This window comes from Pseudomonas sp. EL_65y_Pfl2_R96, assembly GCF_963970905.1.
Lineage (GTDB): Bacteria > Pseudomonadota > Gammaproteobacteria > Pseudomonadales > Pseudomonadaceae > Aquipseudomonas.
This window is the reverse complement of record NZ_CAXAQH010000037.1, coordinates 18,063-42,586: the sequence shown is the minus strand read 5'-3', so window position 1 is coordinate 42,586 and position 24,524 is coordinate 18,063. Positions and strand designations below refer to the sequence as shown.

18 protein-coding genes are annotated in these 24,524 nt (G+C 61.4%); 3 read left to right on the top strand and 15 right to left on the bottom strand.

Features of this window, described 5'->3' with window-relative positions:
• Positions 1–81: 81 nt before the first annotated feature.
• The 8 genes from AACY49_RS26165 to AACY49_RS26130 form a co-directional block, all read right to left on the bottom strand.
• Positions 82–1,530, bottom strand: a complete 1,449-nt coding sequence (locus AACY49_RS26165) for an efflux transporter outer membrane subunit (RefSeq protein ID WP_339527308.1) — start codon at positions 1,528–1,530, stop codon at positions 82–84.
• Positions 1,527–2,414 (bottom strand): HlyD family secretion protein, encoded by an 888-nt coding sequence (locus tag AACY49_RS26160; RefSeq protein ID WP_339527307.1) that lies wholly within the window; start codon positions 2,412–2,414, stop codon positions 1,527–1,529. The genes AACY49_RS26165 and AACY49_RS26160 overlap by 4 nt, the downstream gene beginning before the upstream one ends.
• Positions 2,411–2,620: a DUF1656 domain-containing protein gene (locus AACY49_RS26155; protein WP_018929385.1), complete on the bottom strand. Its 210-nt coding sequence runs from the start codon at positions 2,618–2,620 to the stop codon at positions 2,411–2,413. The genes AACY49_RS26160 and AACY49_RS26155 overlap by 4 nt, the downstream gene beginning before the upstream one ends.
• The gene (locus tag AACY49_RS26150) at positions 2,617–4,689 is read right to left on the bottom strand and encodes an FUSC family protein (RefSeq protein WP_339527306.1); all 2,073 of its coding nucleotides are present in this window, start codon (positions 4,687–4,689) and stop codon (positions 2,617–2,619) included. Before AACY49_RS26150 ends, AACY49_RS26155 begins: the two co-directional genes overlap by 4 nt.
• Entirely contained in the window at positions 4,686–5,114 is a 429-nt protein-coding gene (locus tag AACY49_RS26145; protein WP_320394466.1) for a MarR family winged helix-turn-helix transcriptional regulator, read from the bottom strand. Before AACY49_RS26145 ends, AACY49_RS26150 begins: the two co-directional genes overlap by 4 nt.
• A 131-nt stretch (positions 5,115–5,245) precedes the next feature.
• Positions 5,246–6,721 carry a Fic family protein gene (locus AACY49_RS26140; RefSeq protein ID WP_339527305.1) on the bottom strand — a complete coding sequence of 492 codons (1,476 nt, stop codon included), beginning with the start codon at positions 6,719–6,721 and terminating at the stop codon, positions 5,246–5,248.
• 101 nt (positions 6,722–6,822) lie between these two features.
• On the bottom strand, positions 6,823–7,068 hold the full coding sequence (locus AACY49_RS26135; protein WP_258698464.1) for a DUF2789 domain-containing protein: 246 nt from the start codon (positions 7,066–7,068) through the stop codon (positions 6,823–6,825).
• Positions 7,069–7,198: 130 nt separating this feature from the next.
• A complete protein-coding gene (locus tag AACY49_RS26130; RefSeq protein ID WP_258698463.1) occupies positions 7,199–7,666 on the bottom strand; it encodes an aminoacyl-tRNA deacylase in 468 nt (155 codons plus the stop codon).
• Positions 7,667–7,880: 214 nt separating this feature from the next.
• Here AACY49_RS26130 and AACY49_RS26125 point away from each other — a divergent pair, with 214 nt between their 5' ends.
• The 3 genes from AACY49_RS26125 (at position 7,881) to AACY49_RS26115 (ending at position 10,022) form a co-directional block, all read left to right on the top strand.
• Entirely contained in the window at positions 7,881–8,414 is a 534-nt protein-coding gene (locus AACY49_RS26125; RefSeq protein WP_258698462.1) for an NfeD family protein, read from the top strand.
• A 2-nt stretch (positions 8,415–8,416) separates the two neighbouring features.
• On the top strand, positions 8,417–9,175 hold the full coding sequence (locus AACY49_RS26120) for a slipin family protein (protein WP_258698461.1): 759 nt from the start codon (positions 8,417–8,419) through the stop codon (positions 9,173–9,175).
• Between the two features lie 466 nt (positions 9,176–9,641).
• On the top strand, positions 9,642–10,022 hold the full coding sequence (locus AACY49_RS26115) for a DUF6124 family protein (protein WP_339527304.1): 381 nt from the start codon (positions 9,642–9,644) through the stop codon (positions 10,020–10,022).
• A 146-nt stretch (positions 10,023–10,168) separates the two neighbouring features.
• Here the strand turns inward: AACY49_RS26115 and AACY49_RS26110 are convergent, their stop codons facing one another.
• From AACY49_RS26110 to AACY49_RS26080, 7 genes are all read right to left on the bottom strand, one after another.
• Positions 10,169–11,104, bottom strand: coding sequence for a sulfotransferase family protein (locus tag AACY49_RS26110; protein ID WP_339527303.1), 936 nt, complete (start codon positions 11,102–11,104; stop codon positions 10,169–10,171).
• On the bottom strand, positions 11,092–11,877 hold the full coding sequence (locus AACY49_RS26105; RefSeq protein WP_339527302.1) for an aspartyl/asparaginyl beta-hydroxylase domain-containing protein: 786 nt from the start codon (positions 11,875–11,877) through the stop codon (positions 11,092–11,094). The genes AACY49_RS26110 and AACY49_RS26105 overlap by 13 nt, the downstream gene beginning before the upstream one ends.
• The gene (cysC, locus tag AACY49_RS26100) at positions 11,874–12,479 is read right to left on the bottom strand and encodes an adenylyl-sulfate kinase (protein WP_258698457.1); all 606 of its coding nucleotides are present in this window, start codon (positions 12,477–12,479) and stop codon (positions 11,874–11,876) included. Before cysC ends, AACY49_RS26105 begins: the two co-directional genes overlap by 4 nt.
• Positions 12,463–13,980, bottom strand: coding sequence for a TolC family protein (locus AACY49_RS26095; protein ID WP_258698456.1), 1,518 nt, complete (start codon positions 13,978–13,980; stop codon positions 12,463–12,465). Before AACY49_RS26095 ends, cysC begins: the two co-directional genes overlap by 17 nt.
• Positions 13,981–14,021: 41 nt before the next feature.
• Positions 14,022–21,878 carry an Ig-like domain-containing protein gene (locus tag AACY49_RS26090; RefSeq protein WP_339527301.1) on the bottom strand — a complete coding sequence of 2,619 codons (7,857 nt, stop codon included), beginning with the start codon at positions 21,876–21,878 and terminating at the stop codon, positions 14,022–14,024.
• Positions 21,879–21,928: 50 nt separating this feature from the next.
• Entirely contained in the window at positions 21,929–22,765 is an 837-nt protein-coding gene (locus tag AACY49_RS26085) for a sulfotransferase family protein (RefSeq protein WP_258698454.1), read from the bottom strand.
• Between the two features lie 158 nt (positions 22,766–22,923).
• Positions 22,924–24,495, bottom strand: coding sequence for a glycosyltransferase family 39 protein (locus tag AACY49_RS26080; RefSeq protein ID WP_339527300.1), 1,572 nt, complete (start codon positions 24,493–24,495; stop codon positions 22,924–22,926).
• Positions 24,496–24,524 lie beyond the last annotated feature (29 nt).

The following is a 24,524-nucleotide window of genomic DNA, read 5'->3' as shown; positions in this document are numbered from 1 at the left end:
TATTAGATCCCCATGACCAACGCAAGCCTTGCTCGACGGGTTCGCCGCGCGTCCCCATCAATTCAAAGCATAGCAACGGCCTCAGGGTTTGCCGGGTTGTGAGCCTTGCGTTCGTCCGCTTTCCCAGCCGCCGCCCAAAGCGAGGAACAAATCGATCTGGCTCATGGCGACTTGGGTGTTGGCCGAGGCCAGTTGCGCCCGGACATCGGTGTAGGTGCGGGTGGCTTGCAAATCCGCCAGGAACGACGCGCGACCGGCCTGAAAGAAGCGGTGGGTCTGGTCTGCCGCCAGTTGCGCCGATTGCTCGGCGTCAGCCAATGCATCGCGGCGCTGAAGTTGCGCGGAATATTGCGCCAGGCCGGTCTGAGCTTCGCGGATAGCGTTGAGCACCACACCATCGAAATGCGCCAGCGCGCCTTGGGTCGCGGCCTCGGCCTCACGGATTCGCGCGCGGGAGCCGTTGGACGGTACGGTCCAGGTCAGCAACGGGCCGAAGCCCCAGCGATTGGTCGCCGGTTTGCCGAGGTTTTCCAAAATGCCGACGGTACCGACGGTCGCGCCGATGCTGATGTCCGGGTACAACTCGCCGGTGGCAATGCCGATGCCAGCGGTTGCCGCCGCCAATCGGCGCTCGGCCTGGCGCACGTCGGGCCGGCGTTTGAGCAGCGTGGCGCCGTCACCCACCGGCAACAATTGCGCAATTTTCGGCAGCTCAGCGCAGTCGCTGGTGCCCGCAGGCAATTGCTCGACCGGTTTGGCCAGCAGCATCGACAAGCGAAACAGTCCGGCCTGACGCGCCGCTTCATAGCGCGGCAATTCGGCGCGCAAGGATTTGAATTGGGTTTGCGAACGGGTAACCTGGGTTTCATCGCCGCGCCCGGCATCGCGCAGGCGCTGGGTCAGCGTGGTGCTTTGGGCTTGCAGATCGAGGGAATGCTGAGCAATCTCCCGCTCTTCGTTGGCCGCACAGACCTGGGTATAAGCCCGCACCACATCGGCCACCAACGTGATGCGCGCAGTGTCCGCTGCCGCCTGAGTCGCATCGGCATTGGCTTTGGCCGCTTCGACGCCGCGCTGTAACGTGCCGAACAGGTCGAACTGATAGGACGTGGTGATGCCGATATCGCCGACGTTGGCCACCGGCACTTTATCCGCCAGCAAGAACGCCTCACCGGACTCCTGCAAACGCTGGGCGCCGACTTTCACGCCGCCGCTCCACCCCCCCGCCGCCTGCGCTTCGTCGACCTGAGCACGAGCCCGCGAAAGATTCGCCGCCGCCACCCGCAAATCGGTGTTGGAAGCCATGGCCTGCTGCACCAATTGGTCCAGACGCGGGTCCTGATACAAGCGCCACCAATCACTGGGCACCGGTGCCGAGACCACATCTTTACCGCTCACCGCCAGATCACCCTGAAATTCTTCACGGTGCACGGCGGCCTCGTTCGGCAAGTGATAATCCGGCCCGACCACCTGACAGGCCGACAGCAACAAGCCCAATCCGGCGACCGCCAAACCCGAGGCCCTGCTCATTTCGCCGGCTCCCCGGTTTGATCGTCAATGATCGACACCGTGGCTGTACGCCCGGCAATCATGCGGAAATCCTCCGGCACTTCGTCGAAAGCAATCCGCACCGGAATCCTCTGCGCCAACCGTACCCAGCTGAACGCCGGATTGACGTTGGGCAACAGGTTGCTGCCGCTGCTGCGATCGCGGTCTTCGATGCCGGCGACAATGCTTTCCACGTGCCCGCGCAGCCGAGCGCGGTCGCCGACGACCCGAATATCGACGCTCTGGCCGACATGAATCCCGTCCAGTTTGGTTTCTTCGAAATAACCGTCGATGTGGAAGGAATTGCTGTCCACCACCGACAACACCGGCCGCCCGGCGGTGACGAACTCCTGGGAACGCGGCGCACGGTCGTTGACGTAGCCATCCACCGGGCTGCGGATCAGCGAGCGGTCGAGGTTGAGCTGGGCGCTGTCCACCGTCACCTGCGCTTCCATTAACGCCACTTCGGCGCGGGCCACACGGGACTGGCTTTCCTCCAGTTGTTCGGCCGGGACCAGATTGCCGAGGCCACGGTTTCGCTTGGCTTCGCGCTGAGCCTGGGCCAGGGTTTCCTGGCGGTCGGCGACAGCGGCTATGGCCTGACGCAGGGCCAGTTTGAAACGGTCCTGATCGATGCTGAACAGCACTTGGCCGCGCTTCACCCATTGGTTATCACGCACCTCCACTCGCTGGATCAGCCCCGACACGTCCGGGGCGATCTGCACGATATCGGCACGGATGTGGCCGTCCCGGGTCCAGGGCGCGAACATGTAATACATGACCATGCGCCAGACCATGACAACGGCGAAGGTCACGATCAACAGCGTCAGGACCACACGGCCGAGGGTCAAAAAAGGTTTTTTCATGTCATCAGGTATCGACTGAGTGAGTCCACAGCGCCAAGCAGCACAGCGTAGAGAGCCACGTTGAACAATGCCCGGTGCCAGACCAGACGGTAAAAGTGCAGACGCGTCAGCACCCCGTGCACCAACAGGAACAACACGTAGGTAATGCCCATCAGCACCAGCAGCGTGGGCAGGAACACCCCGCTGATATCCAGATCACCGATCATAAAGGCGCTCCATCGATGCCATGGGGAAGCGGTTCCTCGAGTTCACCCGCGCCGACAAATTCGACCCCCGGCAACAGCGCCAGACGCAGGCCGCTCAAGGCGTGCAGCAAATGCAGACGGGTTTCGTCATCACCTTGGCCGCCGAGGGCGCGGCGGGTACGGTCGAGGGTCATCAGCAACGGACTGGGAGCCGGCAGACGTTCACCGGCCTTGAGACAGGCCTTGAAGTACGCACCGACTTCGGCCACCACCTGGCGCAGCAGCACTTGCGGCGCACCGGGCACTCGCGGCGAATAGGCGAGCAGGTCCAGCAGATTCAGCGCCACGCGCACTTCCCGCAGGGCGATCCCGGTGTCCTGGCCGGTCATGGCCAGACGCGGCAAATGCTGCATCAGGCGATCGAGCATCTGCACCCCCATGTGCCGATGTTCGGCCAGCGTGGCCGGCTCGGTCAGGCTGACGATGTCGCGCCAGCTGAAACGGGTCAGGCGCTTGGCCGCCAGTTCCGCCCCGAATGGCCGGGCGATCAAGGTCCAGATGAACGCGAACAGCAAACCCATGGGACCGGCCAGGTTGGAGTTGGCGAAGCTGAGAAAATCCGCGTCGTAGGCGCCCTGAATGCTGATGAAAGACGACGTGTTGACGATGGTCAGCAACATCCCCAGGTAGAAACGCGGCTGCACCGTCAGGGTGCCGACGCAGATGAACGGGATGGCGAACGCCAGCACCAGCATCGGGAAGTCATGCAGGTTCGGCAGGATCAGAAACAGATAAAGGCTGGCAAACAGCACCGACATCGCGGTCCAGAAAAAGAACCGGTAGATCTGCGGTGCCGGGTCATCCATCGAAGCGAAAAAACTGCACGCCACCGCCGCCAGGATCACTGCGCTGCCGCCATCGGTCCAGCCGAGCAGAATCCACAGCACCGAGGCGACAATGATGGCAGTGACCGTGGACGCGGCTGAATAGAGCATCAGCCCACGGTCGAGAAACGGCGACAGCCGACCGAGGCGCCAGTGCCGATACACCGCGCGCCAACTGTCCTGGCTCTCGCACTGAATGGCGTATTGCAGGCTGCGGCAGTCTTGCCATACATCGATCCATTCGCCGAGGCGATACAGGGCGTTGGAGAACAACAACTGCTTGCGATCATCCAGCGCCTCGGCACTCGGTTGCAGCGCTTCGAGCTGGTTTTTCAGGGCCTGCCAGCGGTCGAGGTCAGCGTCTTTGTGGTCGAGCCATTCGGTGGTCGCGATCAGCAGTGGCGCGAACTTATCCACAAGCTCCGGCGTGCGCCGCTCGAGGGCGTAAAGCGCATCGTCGAGGGCATCGATCACCGGCAGCAGATGGATCATTCGCCCGCGCAGTTCGTTGGTATTACGCACTGTCTGCGGCCGCGCGCCCTCGTGGGGCAACTGACCGATCATCAATTCCAGGCTGTTGAAACTCGCCACCATCGATGAACGCAGGGCGCTGACTTCGTCCGGCTGCACGCTGCGGCTGAGGAAGCGCAGGCTGTAGGTCGAGGCATCGGCAAACCATTTGTTCACCGAATCGTTGAACACCGGCGCCAGCCGTCGCGGCCAGAACATGGCACCGACCACCGCCGCAACGGCGATGCCGAGAAAGATTTCTTCGGTCCGCGCCTCGGCCATATCCCATACCGCCAACGGGTTATCCACCACCGGCAGGGCGATCAGCGGCAAGGTGTAACCGGCGAGCATCAAGGCGTAGCTGTTGGCGGTGCGCAAGTGCAGGGACAGGAACAGCAAAATCCCGGTCCACAGCGCGATGACCACCACCAGCACATAGGGGCTCTGCACGAACATCGGCACGAAAAAAACCGCCGCCGCCGCACCGAGCAAAGTGCCAACTGCGCGGTACAGCGCCTTGGCGCTGGTCGGGCCGACGAACGGGCTGGAAACGATGTACACCGTAGCCATCGCCCAGTACGGACGGGGCATTTGCATGAGCATGGCGATGTACAACGCGATCATCGATGCGGCGAACGTGCGCACACCATAGAACCAGTCCCGCGCGGGGGGGACGCCGGTGAAAAATCCGCTCAAGGGTGCGCCACCGCTGGATGATTGGCCGCTTCGAAAGCTCTCAGTACCCGCAGTGCCGCTTCCAGATCACTCGGGGCGATCCCTTCGAGCACTTCATGGCGCAAACGCACCAATTCGACTTCGACCGCCTGCACCAGCTCGCGACCGGTCTCGGTCAGGCTCAGGCACTTGGCGCGGCGATCATGGACGTCTTCGGTACGGCAGACGTAACCGGCATGGCACAGCTGATCCAGCAAACGCACCAGAGACGGACTCTCCATCCCCGCCGCTTGCGCGACCGTCACCTGCCGCACACCTTCGCCCAAACGCCCGATCATCAACAGCGGGACGGCGCAGGCTTCGGAGATTCCATAGTTGACCAGCGTGGTCTGGCAGATCTTCCGCCAATGCCTGGCGGCCACCACTATGGAGCTGCTGATGGTCATCTGGAGAGCGGCGAGGTTCTTTGGCACGAGGGGATGCACACACTGTTAGCTTGCTAACTATCAATATGGCATTGGAGGGGAAAATTGGTCAAGTTTTGAAACAAATCTAATCCGTAAAGAACGTCTGACGCCTAGACACCAGTCAATAACCTTCCGGCTTCTTCTTCAATAAACTCAAAAACCTCCTCCGGCACGCTGTACTGAAACTGCTTGCGCCGGTGCTTTGACACCTTCCCGTCATTGTCCAGGCACATCATCACCAACTTCGACAGATCACTCCCGCGCACATCAAAACGTTGATTCACCGCCTTGATTACACGGTCGTACCGGTCGAGAAACTCGGTCTCTTCCCGCAATTCAACCTCCAAGGCACGACGGGCCATTTGCAGGGTGAATTCGACGCAACGAGTGGCGTCCCAGTAGCGATAAATGGATGGGTGGCCAATGAATTCGAAAGCCATTTGATCAGCGTCCAGCCAAGTGACATTCCAAAAATCGCGAGCGGGGTGTGAGAAATCCTTGAGGGCAGCCAGATAGTTGGACTCCTCGTGTTTCATCGCTACGGAAACAGGCAGTAAAAGGCCATTTTCCAGCGCGCCGGAATGGCAAAGGGTCTGGTGGATCAGGAAACGTGACAGCCGGCCATTGCCATCCATGAACGGGTGAAGGAAGACGAAACCAAATGCGGTCACTGCAGCCGCCACCAATGGGTCGACCTGTTTTGAAGACTGATTGGAAAAGGTCATCAGTTCTTCCATCAGTTCACGGCACAGGTCCGGCGCGGGCGGGACGTAGCTGACGCCGGCGGCGCCTCTCAAGCCGTTATGCAGGTGGTTCTGTTCGTGGCGAAACAGAACAGCTTTGTCGAAAGGGTTGGAAACGGTGCTGTTCTGCAGCTCAACCAGATAGTCTTCACTCAGCTCGCGCCCTTCATGGGCCTGGCGCAGCAGTTGAACAAAACGACGAGATTTCTCTTCACTGGGTTCTTCTTTCTCGATGGCGAAGGAATCGCGAGTTTCGTGGAGGTAAGCCCAGTTGATGGCGCGGTCCATCATTTCGGGGGGCAACGTCGCCATGAAAGCTTTGGCTCGGCCGAGTATGTCGAGACTGAGCAGGGTTTCGAGTTCAGGCGTTCGCTCCACGGTGGCGCAGTAACGCAGAGAACCCAAGCCGTTGAAATCAATGCGCCAGCGGCTATTACGCACGGCCGGGCCGGTTACGTAGAGTTTTGGATCAAATAGCGTAACAACACTGCCCCGCACCGGTACCGAATACTCAAGCTGTTGGCCGGTGAAGCTCTCCCACAAGAAACAGGCCTTGCGGATAAACACGCCATTCGGGGCTTTAGCCAACTCATCCAGTAGTTGCTCAGCAGAAACCGTTTCAAGCGCCTGGGCAAGAATGCAGAGATTGATGCCTTCGTGCTTGAGAGCAAAAAGAATATGCTCAAGCATTGAGCCCTGAATGGGTGCCACAGACTGGGGAACAGCCAGGCAATCACCGATCAATGTGATACGAGTGACTGGCTTGATCGTCGCCGTGCGTTTGGGCGCGAAGGCCTTGAGATTCAGCGCATCGCGCAGGTAGGCGTATCCAACAACAGACATGGCGAGCTTCCATGGAAAAAATTCACTTTGGCGATTAAAGCTCAGATTTTTTTACCACTCACCAGTTTTTTTTACATTTCGCCATTTTTCTCCAGATTTTTTTACACCCCCCGCCCCTTCCTCAATAGCACATCCAACTGATCCACCACCTCCGCCCAATCCGCATCATCCAGAATCTCCTCACGCAGCAGCTCCGCCTGGCTCTCGCTCCAGAAGAACGCGTCCGCCAGGTGCAGTTCGGGTTTGAGCGGTGAATGGGTAGCGATGAATTTATCAATGCTTTCGGCGTCGTCAGGCAGGCCGAGTTGTTTGAACAAGGACGAGAGGCTGTGGGTAGGGGATTCCATGTTGGGCTCCTTCTTGATGGCTGAATGGGGTGACCACTGCGCGGTCAATCGCGAGCAGGCTCGCTCCCACAGTTGACTGCGTTTCCCTGTGGGAGCGGGCTTGCCCGCGATGACGGCGGTTATGTCGATGCTATGCCGTTTGACTCAACTCGCACACTTCGGCATGCGGCACCATTTTCAAATATTCCGGCACGCTCATGTGTACCAGATTGTTGTGGTTGCCGGCTTCGAGGTAGATGTCTTGCTGCCGGGTCAGCATTGGGTCGATGACCATGTCCAGCCCGTAGGATTCGCCCAATGCGGGCACGGCGCCGCGTTCGCAATCGTCGAACAGGCGCGGCAGGTTGCTTTCCCGGGTGACTTGCCATTCGCTGCTGCCACGTACTTTGCTCAGGTCCAGGTGACGGCTGGCGGGCAGCACGGCCATCAAGTAATGCCCGTGGCGATCGTCGAGGATCACCGATTTGGCCACCCGTTCGGCGGGAATGCCTGCGAGCCGAGCCGTTTCAAGGCTGCTGGCCGAGTGCGGATGGGAAACGATGTCATATTCGCAGTGCGCCTTTTCCAGGCTGTTCTGCACGGTTCTTGCCATACGCATGATGCACCTCGGTGTCCGCAACAGCGAAGGGCGGACGATGGTTAGAATTTTTTCTCTCCATTAAAAGTCTAGGCCTGCTGGAGGGATCCGGCGGGAAATCCGCCCGTCGGACGCGGTCGACAACTGCTCAAAATTCATACAGTCGCAGGCTCAACTAGACTTGTATACAGAGCCACGACCGGCTCGCGGACGGATGACTCTCCCGGAGGGTCAAGTGAACATTCGTTGCTGTGTAATTGCGCTGCTGCTGGCCTTGAGCGGACCGGTTTTCGCGGCGGACACCGTCGTAGTGCTGGTTCCCGACCCCATCGGGATCTGGCTGATCACCTTTGGCATCGTGTTTATGATCGCCGAAGCGGCCTTGCCCAATTTCGGTGTGGTCGGTTTGGGCGGCATTGTGATGTTCGTGATCGGCGCGGTGATTCTGACCGATGCCGAAGTGCCTGTTCCCTTAATCATCGGCCTGGGGCTGATCAGCGCGCTGCTGCTGATTTTCCTGCTGATCCGCGCCTTGAAAACCCGACCGCGCCGCAATTTCAGCGGCGACGCCGAATTGCTGGGCAGCGTGACACCGATAACGTCGTTGCAGGCTGGCAATGCGTATGTCGGCTGGGTGCACCTGCAAGGCGAACAATGGCAAGTAATGAGCGCCACACCGCTGCAACCGGGACAACAGGTCCGGGTGGTGGCGCGCAAGGGTCTATTGCTGAAAGTGGCTGCGGCTGACGCGGCGCCGGGTGGAGAATAGTTATGGGCTTGCAACTGGGTTTTGCCGCGCTCCTGTTATTGCTGATTGCACTGGCGGGGTCGACCTTCCGCATCCTGCGCGAATACGAACGCGGCGTGGTGTTCCAGCTCGGACGCTTCTGGCAGGTCAAGGGCCCTGGGCTGATCCTGCTGATTCCGGCGGTTCAGCAAATGGTCCGCGTCGACCTGCGGACCGTGGTGCTCGACATACCGCCGCAAGACGTGATCACCCGGGACAACGTCTCGGTCAAGGTCAATGCGGTGCTGTATTTCCGCGTGCTCGACCCGCAAAGGGCGATCATTCAGGTCGAAGACTTTCTCATGGCCACCAGCCAACTGGCCCAGACCACGTTGCGGGCGGTGCTCGGCAAGCATGAACTCGATGAATTGCTGGCCGAGCGGGAACGGCTGAATGTCGACATCCAGCAAGTGCTCGATGCGCAGACCGATGCCTGGGGTATCAAGGTGGCCACCGTCGAGATCAAGCACGTGGACCTCAACGAATCGATGGTCCGCGCCATTGCCAAACAGGCCGAAGCCGAACGGGAGCGTCGGGCCAAAGTGATCCACGCCGAAGGCGAATTGCAGGCTTCGGAAAAACTCATGCAGGCGGCCGAAATGCTCGGGCGTCAGCCGGGGGCCATGCAGTTGCGCTACATGCAGACGCTGAGTTCGATTGCCGGGGACAAGAGTTCGACCATCGTCTTCCCGCTGCCGATCGAGTTGCTCAAGGGGATGGCGGATTTGTCGTCCAAGCCTTGAGGGCGCTAAAAGATCGCAGCCTTCGGCAGCTCCTACAGACGGTGTTTCAACCCGAAACGGCGGCCAACCCGGCTCCGTAGGAGCTGCCGAAGGCTGCGATCTTTTGACCTTCCCCACAGACACCAACGTCCGGTAGCCCCGTCGGAGATTTCCTTCAAGTTGTAGCGGTGTTGGTGAACTTGTTCCAACCCTAGCCCAAGTCTAGTCTGGCTTTGTCACTGAATAATCGGTGACACGGACGTGCAAGTCCGGGTAAAAGCATTTCCCAACACTGCTTCGGGCTAGTCATCAGGCATTTCTATGCCTGTTGTGATTGCTTTATGGCGGCTGTGTGCGGGAGACCTTCGGGTCTGCCGAGGTTTTTGGGATCGCTTACTCGGTCTTGCACCCCGCACATAGCTGCCACCCTAATTCGCGTGCAAGCGAACATCAGGTCAGCCTCCTTGCAATCAAAGCGAGTAATCCCATGTTCAAAGTAACGCCCAATCCGCCAGAAAACTCTGGCACCCTGTCCGATGAATCCATCGAAGCCGAAAAACTCAAAGAAGCCGCCGACCGCGCCTTCGCCCACTACTTTCCCCCGGCCACCGAAAAACCGGCCAAACGCCGCAAAGGCAACCTCTTTACCGTTTCTCCCGACATCGACACCGAAGCCCTTCTGGCCAACGCCTCCGAAGACCTGCTGTCCATCAGCGCCATTGCTGCCGACCTGGCGGACGATGTGGACGGGACCCGGCGCTCGGTAGTCCTGGCGCTCAGCCGCTTGGCCGATGGCGTGCAGTTGCTCGTAGAGCGAGCGCTGGATAACCGGGAGGCGTCGCAGGTGCAGGCTCGGGCCAAGGCCTAGCCTGGCAGGTTTGTGGTGAATTGACCGCCGCCATCGCGAGCAGGCTCGCTCCCACAGTTGATCTTCATTGAACACAACCTATGTGTACGACTGAGATTCAATGTGGGAGCGAGCCTGCTCGCGATGGCGTCAGTGCCGTCGATACATCACTTGGCAACTAGCGCTTCATAAGGCGCTCGCGCCCAATGCTCCACTCGTTCACGCAACAGCGCCGAGGCTTCACGATGCTTGTCATCGCTGTCGCCGACAAACACCTGCGACGGCTGCTTGGCATGTTGCCCCACTGCCGCAAACACCTGCCTGCGCTGCTCGATATCCAACGCAAAGAACGCTGCCAACCGCCCCGCCATGGCCTGCGGCAGTTCGCTGTAATTCACCGCCAGGCCGCCAAATGCCTGGCATTGCGCCAACCCCGACGCCAGTAACCGCCCCAATCGTCGGGCGATGTAATCCTCGCGGCTGCCGAACGGAAATTCGTCATCCAGCACACTCGCCCCGATCATCCCCGGCACCATGTGCATGCCCGGGCGACGCAGATGCGAGACGGCAATTTCCAGCGGATCGCGATAAACAAACAACCACGGTGTTTCGGGGAAGCACTCGCGCAGCAACGGCAGTTCACCGATGTTCCAGGTGTCGAGTTTGATCACCAGCCGTTGTTCCATACCGAGCCGGCATTGTCCGTAGGCAGACAGCAATCCTTTGATGGCGGCACGCCGCTCGATGGCCGGTAAATCACTGCGCAGCAACGCATCCAGCGGCGGTGGCTCGCTGATGACGATGTGGTTGTCGAGTTGCGCCAGCATCTGGCTGATCAAGGTCGAGCCGCAGCGGGAGGCGTGAAAGATAAAGGCGCTCGGCGTCAGACCGGGGCTGCAAACCTGCCAGTCAACGAGGGCCGACAATGCAGTTTTCCGGCGAAACGCCTGATTGAACGGCAGCCGCAGCGCGTCTTCCACCGCATCACGAAAAAACGGCTGATGCAGCCGCGTGTCACCGAACCAGCACCAGTCGACTTGCCACTGCCCTGCCTCTGGCCACACGCGAATCGGCAACCAGCCTTCCAGGTTCAGGCGCTCCATTGTTCAGTCCATTGGCGGCGACCGTCGCGCATCGCCGCGCGCAGTTCTTCACGGGTGAACGCAAGGCCACACTCGGTGGCCAGCGCCAGGGTGCGGGCGATAAAGGCTTCGTTGTCCTGCACACTCTGCAAGGTTTTGCATAACTGCGGATCGCTGGCCACCAACGCCTTGAACTGCGCAAAAGCTCCATCAGAGATTTGCGGCGACGGCGTGGTTGCCAACCCATCGATAATCGCCTGCTCCAGCCAGGCACCGGGCCGGCAATCGAGCACCAGATGAATCCGTGCCTGGGTATCGCGGTTGTCCACGCGGTGAGGCCGCGCCAGGTCGAGATACCAGCACTCGCCAGCGGTCATCGGCATGCGCCGACCGTCCAGCATGAAGTCCACTTGAGGGGGACTGAGCAGCGGAATATGCAGGCGCAAGTCGGCATCCGGTTCGCCCAGGTCATAGTCGCGATGCTCGTGGATGCGTCCGCCCGGGCCGAGTCGCAACAGGCGCGCGCAGACAATCTCCAGCGGCAGATCCCGCAGCCCTTGCTGCCATCGAACATCTTGCAGCCAGGGCACACGCAAAAGAGTCTCGCCGCGACCGGGCGACAGTTCAGTCAAGGCATCGGCTGCGGAAATCAGCGCCACGCCGCTCCAATCGCCAGTGTAATAAGCGCTGTTGAAATGACCGTGCCAGTCGTCCTCGCCAATCGCCGCCAGTGCCTGCAACAGCAACGGCAAATCCACCGTCACCGGCAAGCGGGAGAATGCCGGCCGGCTCATCGTTTCGCCAGCACCGCGCATTCGCCGAGCCAGGTCAGCAATCGGTCGAGACAGGCCTCGACCGATTGCGCGCCGGTGTCGAGCACCAGCGACGCGCACGGCGGTGGTTCGTAAGGCGCGGAGACACCGGTAAACCCCGCCATCTCACCCCGTCGAGCCCGGGCGTAATGACCTTTTGGATCACGCTGTTCACACACCGCCAAAGAGGCGCTGCACCAGACTTCGCGGTAATCCTCGCCCAACCGTTGAGCGAACACTTCGCGCAACTCCACCAAGGGCGCAATCATCGCGAGGATGACAATCTGCCCGTTCTCGACCAACAGCGCCGCCAGTTCGCTGGCGCGGCGGATGTTTTCCAGGCGATCGCTGTCGGCAAACCCCAGATCGCGATTGAGCCCGACCCGCAGTCCGTCGCCATCGAGCACCACACTCTGCACACCGTGTTCGAACAGCTCGGCGTGCAGTGCCTGGGCCAATGTCGACTTGCCCGCCGCCGGTAAACCGGTCAGCAGGATCGCCGTGCCGCGATGGCCGTTGCGGGCCTCCCGTTGGGCGCGGCTGATGCTCGCCGTCGGCGCCAGCAGGTTAGCGGGCCGGGGCATGGGCCACCGGCGGTACTGAGATGTTGCCCGCCGCCCACGCCTCTTCGCGATTGGCCAGCGCCGTGGCGATGGATTGGACTTCGGTCGACTGCACCTCGTCCGGCAGCGGATCGAGACCGGCGCTGGCGAAGATTTGCCCATAAGCGTTGCGCAGGTCGGCGTAGGACAGGTCGCGACGCAGATCCGCCTGCAATGTGTTCAGTTCGCCCTGGATCAGGTCCAGTTCGCCCAGCCCGGCCGCCTGATAGCGATTGCGCAGTTGGCCGACGATTTGCCCGTCGATGTTCGACAGTTGCTGATTGGTCTGGAACTGTCGCAATGCTTCGCGGTAATTGGCGTTGGCCACGTAGAGCTGGGCCAGCACCGCGATGGACATCGCCTGACGGCGCGCCGTAGCGACTTCTTCACCGGCCTTGGCGACGTCGATCGCGGCGGGTGCGGAAATCACGTTGAACAGGTTCCAGGTGACTTTCACCCCGTAATCCGCCCAGCCTTGCTCGACTAAAAACGAGTTGCTGTCGTAATGCCCGCCAGCGGAGAACTCCAGGCCCGGCAACAGGCGCAGCATGGCTTTGCGGGTTTCGGCGGCGCTGATGCGGGTCTGGTAATCCTGCTCGCGCAACTCCGGCCGACTGGTCAGGGCTTCCTGTTCCAGGCTGGCGAGGTCGACCTTGAGTTCCGGAATGACATAATCGTCCTGGGTCGCCAGCGTCAGCTCGGTATTCAGTGGCAGGTTGATCAGGGTCGCCAGTTCGGTTTTCGCCAGCGACAGCGCGCGGCGTTGTTCTTCCAGTTGCCGGGTGGCTTCAATCAGCGAGCGCTGATAACCCAATGCCTGAATCGGATCGCCAATGCGCTGCTCACTCATGCTTTGGCTATTGTGGCGGGCGGTTTCGACCCGGGCCATCAGGCTGTCGATCTGTTTGAGCAAACGTTCGGCGGCCATGGCTCGCCAATAGGCCGAGCGCACGTCCTGGACGATGGTGTTGATCACCTTGCGCCGACGCTCCTGCACGATCAGCCGCTGATCGCCCTGTTGCTTGGCGCTGATGTAGCTGACACCGAAGTCGAGCACGTTCCAGACCATGGTCAGGTCCGCCACGTCACGGTCGCGGTCCTGGGAGGTCGACGGTTCCAGGGACTGGGTGCCGGTTCGCACGCTCTGGCTGCTGGAAGCGTCGACGTTGTTACGCCCCACGTAACCAGCATCCAGCGCCATGCGCGGCAACATGTCGAAACTGGCGAGGTCGAGTTGGCGCTTGGCCAAGGCCTCTTCCATGATCTTGAGCCGGCCTTCGAGGTTGTATTTCACCGCGCGAGCCATGGCCTGGTGCAGGGTCAGCGGCCCGCTGAGGGGCTCCTGACCCTTGTACATGCTTTGCAGATCGCTTTTGGCGCGCTGTTGGCTGACGCTGCGTTCGATCGGTTGACTGGTGACTGCACATCCGCTGATCGCCAGCGCCAGCAAGCTGGCGCCGAACAACTTCTGACTTCTTTTCATCCCCGTATTGCCCCCGGTGCCGCACTGCTTTAATGGTTTTTTCAGGCCTGCATTTCACTGATGCCGATCTGCTGCAAAGCCGCGGCCAGGCTGTCGACCTGCCGTTGCTCGGTGTCTTTGAGCTGTTGTAATTGCTGGCCAAGAGTTGGTGCGCCAAACACGCCGCGCAACCCTTGGGAAGCATCCCCCGCCCTGATTGACTGATTACCAAAGGTGTTCAGCGAATCCCCCTCGCTACCGGTGTTTTGATTGAACAGGCTCGACAACGTGCTGCTGCCGAAGACCCCGCCATCGCCCCCGCCAAAGCCCAGGAAACCGTGGCCCGAGCCATCGCCACCGTTGTCGCTGCTGCTGAATACCTGGGCGATAAAGCTTGGCGCCAGCGCCCCGTGGTTCATGAAAATGTCGCCCAGAGGCCGAATGCCATTGCCGATCACCCGTTGTTCAAACAGCGGGGCAAAGGTCAGCGGCGAGCCGAGATCGCCAGTGGGTGGGGTGAAGATGATCGGTTGCAATGGCACGTTGGGCTGAGCGGGTACGGTGACAGGCGGTAAGACCACAAACGTCGGCACGGTGTTGATCGTGTAGTTGTTGGATACCGCGACGCTGGCGCCCAGGTTGCCCGCCAGGTCCGTTACATTGCTGGTGTCCAGTGCAATGAAGTTACTCGGGTCGGTGATGTTCGCAGTGGGCGTGAAGGTGCCGGTCCAGATCTTGCCACCGTCGCTGCTGGCCAGGTTGGTCAGTTCGCCGTTGGTGACGCTCAGGTCCGACAAATCGAAATCGCTCACCGCCTCGCTGAACGTGAAGGTCACCAGCGTCGTCTGGCCAATCCCCAGCACCGGGTTGGCAACCACGATGGTGACGGTCGGGCGGGTCGCATCGAGCGCGTAGTTGTTGGAGATGGCGATGCTGGCGCCGGCATTGCCCGCGGCGTCGAGCACATTGCCGGTGTCGAGCAGGATCAGGTTGGTCGCATCGTTGATGCTCGCGGTCGGCGTGAGCGTGGCGGTCCAGGTCAAACCGCCGTTGTTGCTGACCAGGTTGGACAGCACACCATTGGCCACGCTGAGGTCCGACAGGTCGAAACCGGACACTGCTTCGCTGAAGGTAAAGGTCACCGTGGTGGTCTCGCCGATACCCAGTTTATTGTCCGCGACCACAATGGTCGCGGTCGGGCGAGCGGTGTCGATCGCGTAGTTGTTGGAGTCGGTCACGCCGACGCCGCTGTTGCCCGACCCATTGATCACGCCGCTGTTGTCCAGGGTGATCAGGTTAGTGGTGTCCGTCACGCTGGCTGTAGGCGTGAAAGTCGCGGTCCAGGTGACGCCGCCATCGCTGGACGAAACGCTGCTGAGGGTGCCGTTGGCAACGCTCAGGTCGGCGTTGGTGAAACCGCTGACCGCCTCGGAGAAGGTGATGGTGACCAATGAGGTTTCACCGACCTTGAGGGCGTTGTCGGCGACCACGATGGTGGCGGTCGGCACCTGGGTTTCCACCACATAGTTGGCCGAGTTGGTGGTGCCCGACCCGGTATTGCCGGCTACGTCGGTCACGCCGGTATTGTTCAGAGTGATGACGTTGCTGGCGTCGGTAATCCCGGCAGTCGGGGTGAAGGTCCCGGTCCAGGTGATGCCACCGTCGCTGCTGCTCACCGCACTCAACGTACCGTTGGCGACGCTCAAATCACTGTTGTCGAAACCCGTCACCGCTTCGCTGAAGGTGATGGTGACCAGGGCGGTTTCCCCCGGTTTCAGGGTCGTATCGCTCAACACGATGGTCGCCGTCGGGCGTTGGCTGTCGATGGCGTAGTTGTTGGAATCGGTGGTGCCGCTACCAGCGTTGCCGGCCGCATCGGCCACCCCGGTGTTGTCCAGGGTAATCAGGTTGGTCGAATCGGTGATGCTCGCCGTCGGCGTCAGGGTGGCGGTCCAGGTGATGTTATCGCTGGTGCTCAGACTGCTCAGAGTACCGTTGCTCACCGTCAGGTCGGCCGTGGTAAATCCGGTCACCGCCTCGGAGAACGTGATGGTCACCACCGATGTTTGACCCACCGCCAGTGCCGAGTCCGCGACCACGATGGTTGCCGTTGGTCGCACGGTGTCGATGGCGTAGTTGTTGGAGTCAGTGGTGCCGCTGCCGGCGTTGCCCGAGCCATTTTGCACACCGCTGTTGTCCAGGGTGATGACGTTACTGGTGTCGGTGATGGCGCTGGTCGGGGTGAAGGTTGCGGTCCAGGTGATACCGCCATCGCCACTGCTGACGGAGGTCAAGGTGCCGTTGGCGATGGTCAGGTCGGCGTTGGTGAAACCGGTCACTGCTTCGCTGAAGGTGATGGTCACCAGCGACGTTTCACCGATTTTCAGTGCATTGTCAGCCACCACGATGGTGGCCGTCGGCAGCACGGTATCGATGGTGTAGTTGCCGGAGTTGGTGGTGCCGCTGCCGGTGTTTCCGGCCACGTCGGCCACACCCGTATTGTTCAGGGTGATGACGTTGCTCGAGTCATTCACGCCGACGGTCGGGGTGAAGGTCGCGGTCCAGGTGATACCGCCGTCGCTGCTGCTGACCGCGCTCAAGGTGCCGTTGGCGATGCTCAGGTCGGCGTTGGTGAAACCCGTTACTGCCTCGGAGAAGGTAATGGTCACCAGCGACGTTTCGCCGGCACTCAGGGTAGCGTCGGCCAGGACGATGGTCGCGGTGGGGCGCACCGTGTCGATGGCGTAGTTGTTGGAATCGGTGGTGCCGCTCCCGGCATTGCCTGCCAGGTCGTTGACCCCGGTGTTGTCCAGGGTAATCAGGTTAGTGGTGTCGTCGATGCTCGCGGAAGGTGTGAAGGTCGCGGTCCAGGTGATACCGCCGTCGCTGCTGCTCACCGCGCTCAACGTGCCGTTGGCAATGGTCAGGTCGGCGTTGGTGAAACTGCTCACCGCTTCACTGAAGGTGATCGTGACCAGAGAGGTCTCGCCGATTCTCAGCGCCGTGTCCGCGACCACGATGGTGGCCGTCGGGCGCACGGTGTCGATCGCGTAGTTGTTGGAGTCGGTGGTGCCGCTACCGGCATTGCCCGAGCCATTTTGCACACCGCTGTTATCCAGGGTGATCAGGTTGGTTGCGTCGGTAATGCTGGCCGTCGGGGTGAACGTGGCGGTCCAGGTGATGCCGCCGTCGCTGCTGCTGACCGCGCTCAAGGTGCCGTTGGCAATCGTCAGGTCGGCGTTGGTGAAACCGCTCACCGCTTCGCTGAAAGTAATGGTCACCAGCGACGTTTCACCGATTTTCAATGCATTGTCAGCCACCACGATGGTGGCCGTCGGCAGCACCGTATCGATGGTGTAGTTACCCGAGTTGGTGGTGCCGCTGCCAGTGTTGCCGGCCACATCGGTGACACCCGTATTGGCCAGGGTAATGACGTTGCTCGAGTCATTCACACCGACGGTCGGGGTGAAGGTCGCGGTCCAGGTGATGCCGCCGTCGCTGCTGCTCACCGCGCTCAAGGTGCCGTTGGCAATCGTCAGGTCGGCGTTGGTGAAACCGCTCACCGCTTCGCTGAAGGTGATGGTCACCAGCGAGGTTTCGCCTGCTGTCAGCGTTGTATCAGCCAGCACAATCGTGGCGGTCGGGCGCACTGTGTCGATGGCGTAGTTGTTGGAGTCGGTGGTGCCGCTACCGGCATTGCCCGCCAGGTCGCTGGCCCCGGTGTTGTCCAGGGTAATCAGGTTAGTGGTGTCGTTGATGCTCGCGGAAGGTGTGAAGGTCGCGGTCCAGGTGATACCGCCGTCGCTGCTGCTGACCGCAGTCAACGTGCCATTGGCGATGGTCAGGTCGGCGTTGGTGAAACCGCTGACCGCTTCACTGAAGGTGATCGTGACCAGAGAGGTTTCGCCGATTCTCAGCGCCGTGTCCGCGACCACGATGGTGGCTGTCGGGCGCACCGTGTCGATGGCGTAGTTATTGGAGTCGGTCGTGCCGCTGCCCACGTTACCGCTGGCGGCAGCCTGCACACCGGTGTTGTCCAGGGTGATCAGGTTGGTCGCGTCGGTAATGCTGGCGGTCGGAGTGAAGGTTGCGGTCCATGTTATGCCGCCGTCGCTGCTGCTCACCGAGGTCAACGTGCCGTTGGCAATCGTCAGGTCGGCGTTGGTGAAACCGGTAACGGCCTGGTCGAAGGTGATGGTCACCAGTGAGGTTTCACCGATTTTCAGTGCGTTGTCCGCCACCACAATCGTCGCGGTCGGCGGAGCGGTGTCGATCGCGTAGTTGTTCGAATCGGTGGTGCCGCTACCGGCATTGCCCGCCAGATCGCTGACCCCGGTGTTGTTCAGGGTGATCAGGTTGGTCGAGTCATTGACGCTGGCCGTCGGAGTAAATGTCGCGGTCCAGGTGATGCCGCCATCGCTGCTGCTCACCGCGCTTAACGTGCCGTTGGCAATCGTCAGGTCGGCGTTGGTGAAACCGCTCACCGCTTCGCTGAAAGTAATGGTCACCAGCGACGTTTCGCCCGCGGTCAGGGTTGTATCAGCCAGCACAATCGTGGCGGTCGGGCGCACCGTGTCGATGGCGTAGTTGTTCGAATCAGTGGTGCCGCTACCGGCGTTGCCCGCCAGGTCGCTGACTCCGGTGTTGTCCAGGGTGATCAGGTTGGTCGTGTCGTTGATGCTGGCGCTCGGGGTGAAGGTCGCCGTCCAGGTGATACCGCCATCGCTGCTGCTCACCGCCGTGAGCGTACCGTTGGCGATGGTCAGGTCGGCGTTGGTAAAACCGCTCACCGCCTCGGAGAAGGTGATGGTCACCAGCGAGGTCTCGCCGATTTTCAGCGCCGTGTCCGCGACCACGATGGTGGCTGTCGGGCGCACGGTGTCGATCGCATAGTTGTTGGAATCGGTGGTGCCGCTGCCGGCATTGCCGACAGCATCGCTGACCCCGGTGTTGTCCAGGGTGATCAGGTTGGTCGTGTCGCTGATGCTGGCGCTCGGGGTGAAGGTCGCCGTCCAGGTGATGCCGCCGTCACTGCTGCTCACCGCAGTGAGTGTACCGTTGGCGATGGTCAGGTCGGCATTGGTGAGCCCGGTCACCGCCTCGCTGAAGGTGATCGTCACCAGCGAGGTTTCGCCGATTTTCAGCGCATTGTCCGCCACCACGATGGTCGCGGTCGGACGGAGTGTATCGATCGCATAGTTGTTCGAATCGGTGGTGCCGCTACCGGCGTTGCCCGCCAGATCGCTGACCCCGGTGTTGTTCAGGGTGATCAGGTTGGTCGTGTCATTGACGCTGGCCGTCGGGGTGAAGGTCGCCGTCCAGGTGATGCCGCCATCGCTGCTGCTCACCGCCGTGAGCGTACCGTTGGCAATCGTCAGGTCGGCATTGGTGAACCCGCTGACCGCTTCGCTGAACGTAATGGTCACCAGCGACGTTTCGCCAATACTCAGGCTGGTATCGGCCACCACCAGGGTCGCGGTCGGGCGCACGGTATCGATGGCGTAGTTGTTCGAATCGGTGGTGCCGCTCCCGGCATTACCCGCCAGGTCACTGACCCCGGTGTTGTCCAGGGTGACCAGGTTGGTCGAATCGGTGATGCTGGCGGTCGGGGTGAAAGTCCCCGTCCAGGTGATGCCGCCATCACTGCTGCTCACCGCTGTGAGCGTACCGTTGGCAATCGTCAGGTCGGCGTTGGTGAGACCGGTAACCGCTTCGTTGAAGGTGATGGTCACCAGCGAGGTTTCGCCGACTTTCAGTGCCGTGTCGGCAAACACGATGCTGGCGGTCGGGCGTACCGTGTCGACCGTGTAGTTATTGGAGTTGGTGGTGCCGACGCCGGCGGTGCCCAGGCCGTTTATCACCCCGGTGTTGTCCAGGGTGATGACGTTGGTCGTATCGGAAATACTGGCGGACGGCGTGAACGTTGCCGTCCAGGTGATGCCGCCATCGCCGCTGCTTACTGCACTCAAGGTGCCATTGGCGATGGTCAGGTCCGCATTGGTGAAACCGATCACGGCCTCGGAAAAGGTGATCGTCACCAAGGACGTTTCGCCGATGCTCAGCGTGGTGTCAGCCACCACAATGGTCGCGGTCGGCGGCGGCGAATACGCGGTGTTGAGTACACCACCGTCGTTGTAGATGGTCGCGACGGAGGTCGGCGAGGTGCCGGTTGTACCTCCGCCCAGCGCGGCACCACCGGCACCACTGCCCGCGGCATTACCGGCCAGGGCGGCGAAGTTGGCGGCCGTGATCAGCAGCGTGCCTTTGTTCCAGATCGCACCGACGCCCCGGCCGCCCGCGCCGCCATTGGTGGCATTGCTGCCGTAGCCACCGCCACCGCCGCCACCGCCACCGGCGCCGATGTTGTTGCTAATGGTCGACGTGCCGACAATGGTGATGGTGCCGCTGCTGGCGTTGTAGATCCCGCCTACCGCATTGCCGCCAGCGCCACCTACCTTGTCCCAACCGGCCCCGCCGCCGCCACCGCCAATGGAGATCGTGCCATTGGTGGCCGTCGCACCGTTACCGCCGTTGCTGTAATAGGAAACGCCCTGCCCGCCAGCTCCGCCAGTGGTGGTACCGCCGCGACCGCCCATGTGGGTCGCGTCATAACCGCCGCCGTAACCACCGGCGCCGCCGCCGCCCGCCTGGCCGCCCAACGTGCCGGTGCCCGGCCCTGCCGAACCGCCATGCCCGCCGCCCTGGCCGCCCAAACCGCCGCCACCGCCACCACCACCGCCGTAAAAAGCGCCCGTGACACCGCCGCCGCCACCGCCACCGGAAGCGGCGTTGGAGGTCACGGTAACGTTGCTCAGGGTCAGAATCCCTGCGTTGAAAATCCCCCCGGCCATCGCGCCCGAGGCACCGTAGCCACCGTTACCGCCCGTGCCCGACACCAGACCCCGGGTGATCACCAGGCCATCGAGCGTCACGATGCTGCCAGACGCCACTTCAATCACTCGGGTCCTGTACTGACCATCGAGAGTCACATCCGCCGCGCCGTCGTTGTTCAAGTCGCCATCAACGGTGATGTTCTTGTTGATCAGCAGTTCGGAGGTCAGCTGCACCGTCATGCTGCTGCTAAAGGTGACGATGTCGCCGTTCTGCGCCGAGGCGATGGCCGCACGCAGTGAGCCGACGCCCGTGTTGGCGTTGTTGGTGGCGGTCCAGGTGGCCAGCCCCCACTGATAGTCACTCATGGCCGTGGTCGAGAGCACGTTGGCGCTTTCGATGTTGCCGGTAGCGATTTCCAGATTCCAGTCGCCACCCACCCCGGTGCGGTTGCTGGAAGCGGCGATATCACGGCCGGTCAGTTGCGCCAGGGAGTCGACGAAACTCAAGCCGCGCTCGCCTTCGGCGGTGTAGCAGCCGTAGATCAGGATATCGCCGCCGACGTTCATGTCCTTGCCGATTTCCGCCAGCACGGCGCTGCGGGCCGCGACGTTGTCGGCAGACAGGTAGCTATTGCCCAACCACAGATCGCCCGCGTTGCCGTGGGCAATGATCTGCACCGAGCTGATGCCCTGATGGTGATCGAGGTAGTCGGCAATCTGCTGCAAGCCGTCCTTGCTCGCATCCAACTGAACCACTTGAGTGCCGGGCGCGACGCCCTGAAGCAGGCTGTTGGCGTCCTTGACCCGAGAATCGACAAACACCACGCTCTGCCCCGGCACCGCAACGGGGGTCGGTGTGGGCGTGGCATCGGCCTGACCGTGGGTGTCCTTGCTGGCGACCGGCTGGTCGGCAGTCGGCGCCTTGATCGCCTCGGCGGTGGTATGGCTATCAGCCTGGGCGGTGTCGGCAACCGTGGCGGCCACCGCGCCGTCGAACAGCATGCGCGGCTCCAGGGACATAATCATTGGCGAGGCCAGCGCTCGTGCGCCTTCGGTAACCCGCGACTTGCCTTTGCTCCACCACATGCTGCTCACCCGGACTCGAACTTTTTGACGGATCAATGAAAACGCCGCGATCAACTGATCGCGGCGTCGGCTTTCATACGAATGACATTGGCGGCGCTGGCAGAGCCATCGAGCCAAAAGGACAACTCGGCGTACTGCTTGAACAAATCCGGCGGCAGGATTGTGCGCCTGGATTGCAACTGGACCTTGGCCTTCACCTTGTGCAGCCCCGAGAGGCCGAGGGCCTGATCGAATTCCGGTGCGTCGTAGGCCAAATGGTCGAAATCATGTTCGAACCAGGGTTCGCCGATGAAGTCGTAGACCAACCGCATCACCCGCTCCGGCGCCTGGCTCAGCAGGTCGTAATCGATGATCAGCAACGAGTCGGCGTGTTCGCCGTAATAGGCTTCCTTGAGGGCGGCCCAGGAAAACCCCACCAGCCGATTGCGCTGGGCCAGGGTTTCGCAGCGGCTGTAGACCGTGTTGCGTTCGACTGCATCGCCGAACAGCTTGGTGTTTTCGAAGGGATTGGCGCGGTACAAGCGCTCGAGGCTGTCCATGACCCAGGCGACATTGCGCACGCAGGCAATGATCTTGGCTTGAGGAAACAGATCGCTGATCGCCGGCAGGCGCGAACTCCACAGGCGGTTCGTGTCGAACACTACCTGTTTGTCGGCCTTGTCGGCGTAGAAGGAATCGAACAGGCCACGCAACAGGCGGCGACGCAGATCGGTATCGATCACCGCACCGAATTCGCTGCCGGCGCTGCATTGCTCCAGAACACCGGAAAATAGCGCGCCAACGGGGCTGGTCATGCCAGCATGAAAGCGTGGGTTCTGCAAAAGAATCGCAGAAAGCAGGGTCGAGCCCGAACGCGGCAAACCGGAAATAAAGTGAAAGTGCTGCATCCATTCACCCGCCAAAAGTCCTTTTGTATGAGGAGCGTAGACCATGAATTGACTTACAGCTAGTGGTGTTTTGATATCAAATCGGAGCTAAATCGACTGGAAAACGCCATTTATATAACGGCCTGAAAGATGAATCGTTTAAGCCTTCCATCACGGGATTACTTCAACACATACAAGCGCGCATAGGCGCCTCCCGCCCGGGTCTCGTTGATACGTTGCCACCCCGCGGGCAAGGAGGCGAACTCGTCCGGCCCGTCGATGGTACCGACCAGCCACACGCGACCGGTGTCTTTGGCCAAGCCGCCCAGGCTATCCAGGTAGATGTCATTGCTTACCAGCGTGCCGAAACCGTAAGCGTTCGGCCGGCTCGATCTGCCATCGGCCAAAGGCGGTGTGTACAGCAACGGTTTGGCGTCTGTCCGGTTGTAATAGACATAACTGAGGTACCAGAGCATGTCGCTGGTGACGATTAGGTCGCCGGGGGTGAAGTGCTGGTTCACGTAGTTGACCATGACGCTGATCTGATCGTTGGTATCCACCGTGGCATTGTTCTTCAGACCCACCAGCTCAACGCCGACAAACAGCAGCAGCACGGCCAGCGCCAATACCTTGAAGTCTGCGTATAAGCGATCGACGGCCAGCGCGACAAACATCGGCAGGCCCAAGGCATAAGCGGTCAGGTAACGCTCGATGAACACCGGCGAGATGAACGACGCCGAAAACACCAGCAACAACGGGACAACGGAGTAGATCACCGCCAGCGCACTGCCACGGAACACACTGCGGTCCCGGGCCAGCGCCACACCCGCCAGGGCCGCCAGCGCCAGTGGCAGCGCGATAAAAATCAGCGTGGGCAGGTTCTCGCCATCGTCCTGGATCAGGAGCGACCAGATCATCGACGGCAATGAGCCGAGCGTGACGGGGGTCTCCCAGCCCACATCGCCATTGGCCTTGAGCTGATCCATGTGCTGGATCAGATCGATCAGGCTGGGCACCCACGGCAGGTACAACAGCACAATGGCCACATTGGCCAGCCACCAGCCGGAGCGCTGAATGTGCCGCAATCGATACCCTGGCTGCACGCGGATCAGGCCCAGATACAGCCAATGACACAGCACGCACAGCGCGGTGAAGTAATGGGTGTAGAACGCCGCACTCATCAGCAAGGTGTAAATCACCAGATAGCGCGTGCGTTGCGGCTGTCTTATCCAGCACATCAGGGCGATCGTGGCACCGATCAGCCACAGCCCCAGCAGCGAATACATCCGCACTTCCTGGCTGTAACGCACCGCCGTGGGCAGCAGCGCCAGCAGAACCCCGGCCAGCAACGCGGCGCGGCGAGTCGCGAGCAGGTCCACCAACCAGACGCCGAGCCCCACGGTGGCAATCCCCGGCAGCGCACTCAGGCTGCGAATCGAAAAAATGCCGTCGCCGAACAACTCGATCCAGCCGTGCAGGAGCATGAAATACAACGGCGGATGCACATCATGGGCCGCGTGCTCCCAGATTCCGGCCAGCGAATACTGGCTCAGCAACAGGCTGGAACCTTCGTCGCCCCAGATCGCCGCCGCTGTCAGGTCGTATAAACGCACCAGCGTGGCCAATACCAGGATCGGCAGCAACCAGTGCTCCCGCGCCCATCGAAGCAAGCGGCGGGCAACCGCCCATGACCCCGGCGTCGCGTGCGGGTCCTGAGTGTCGCCCAGCGGTGTTTCTCTGCGTGCCTCCATTGCCTCCCCTTCTTGCGACCTGGTGAGCT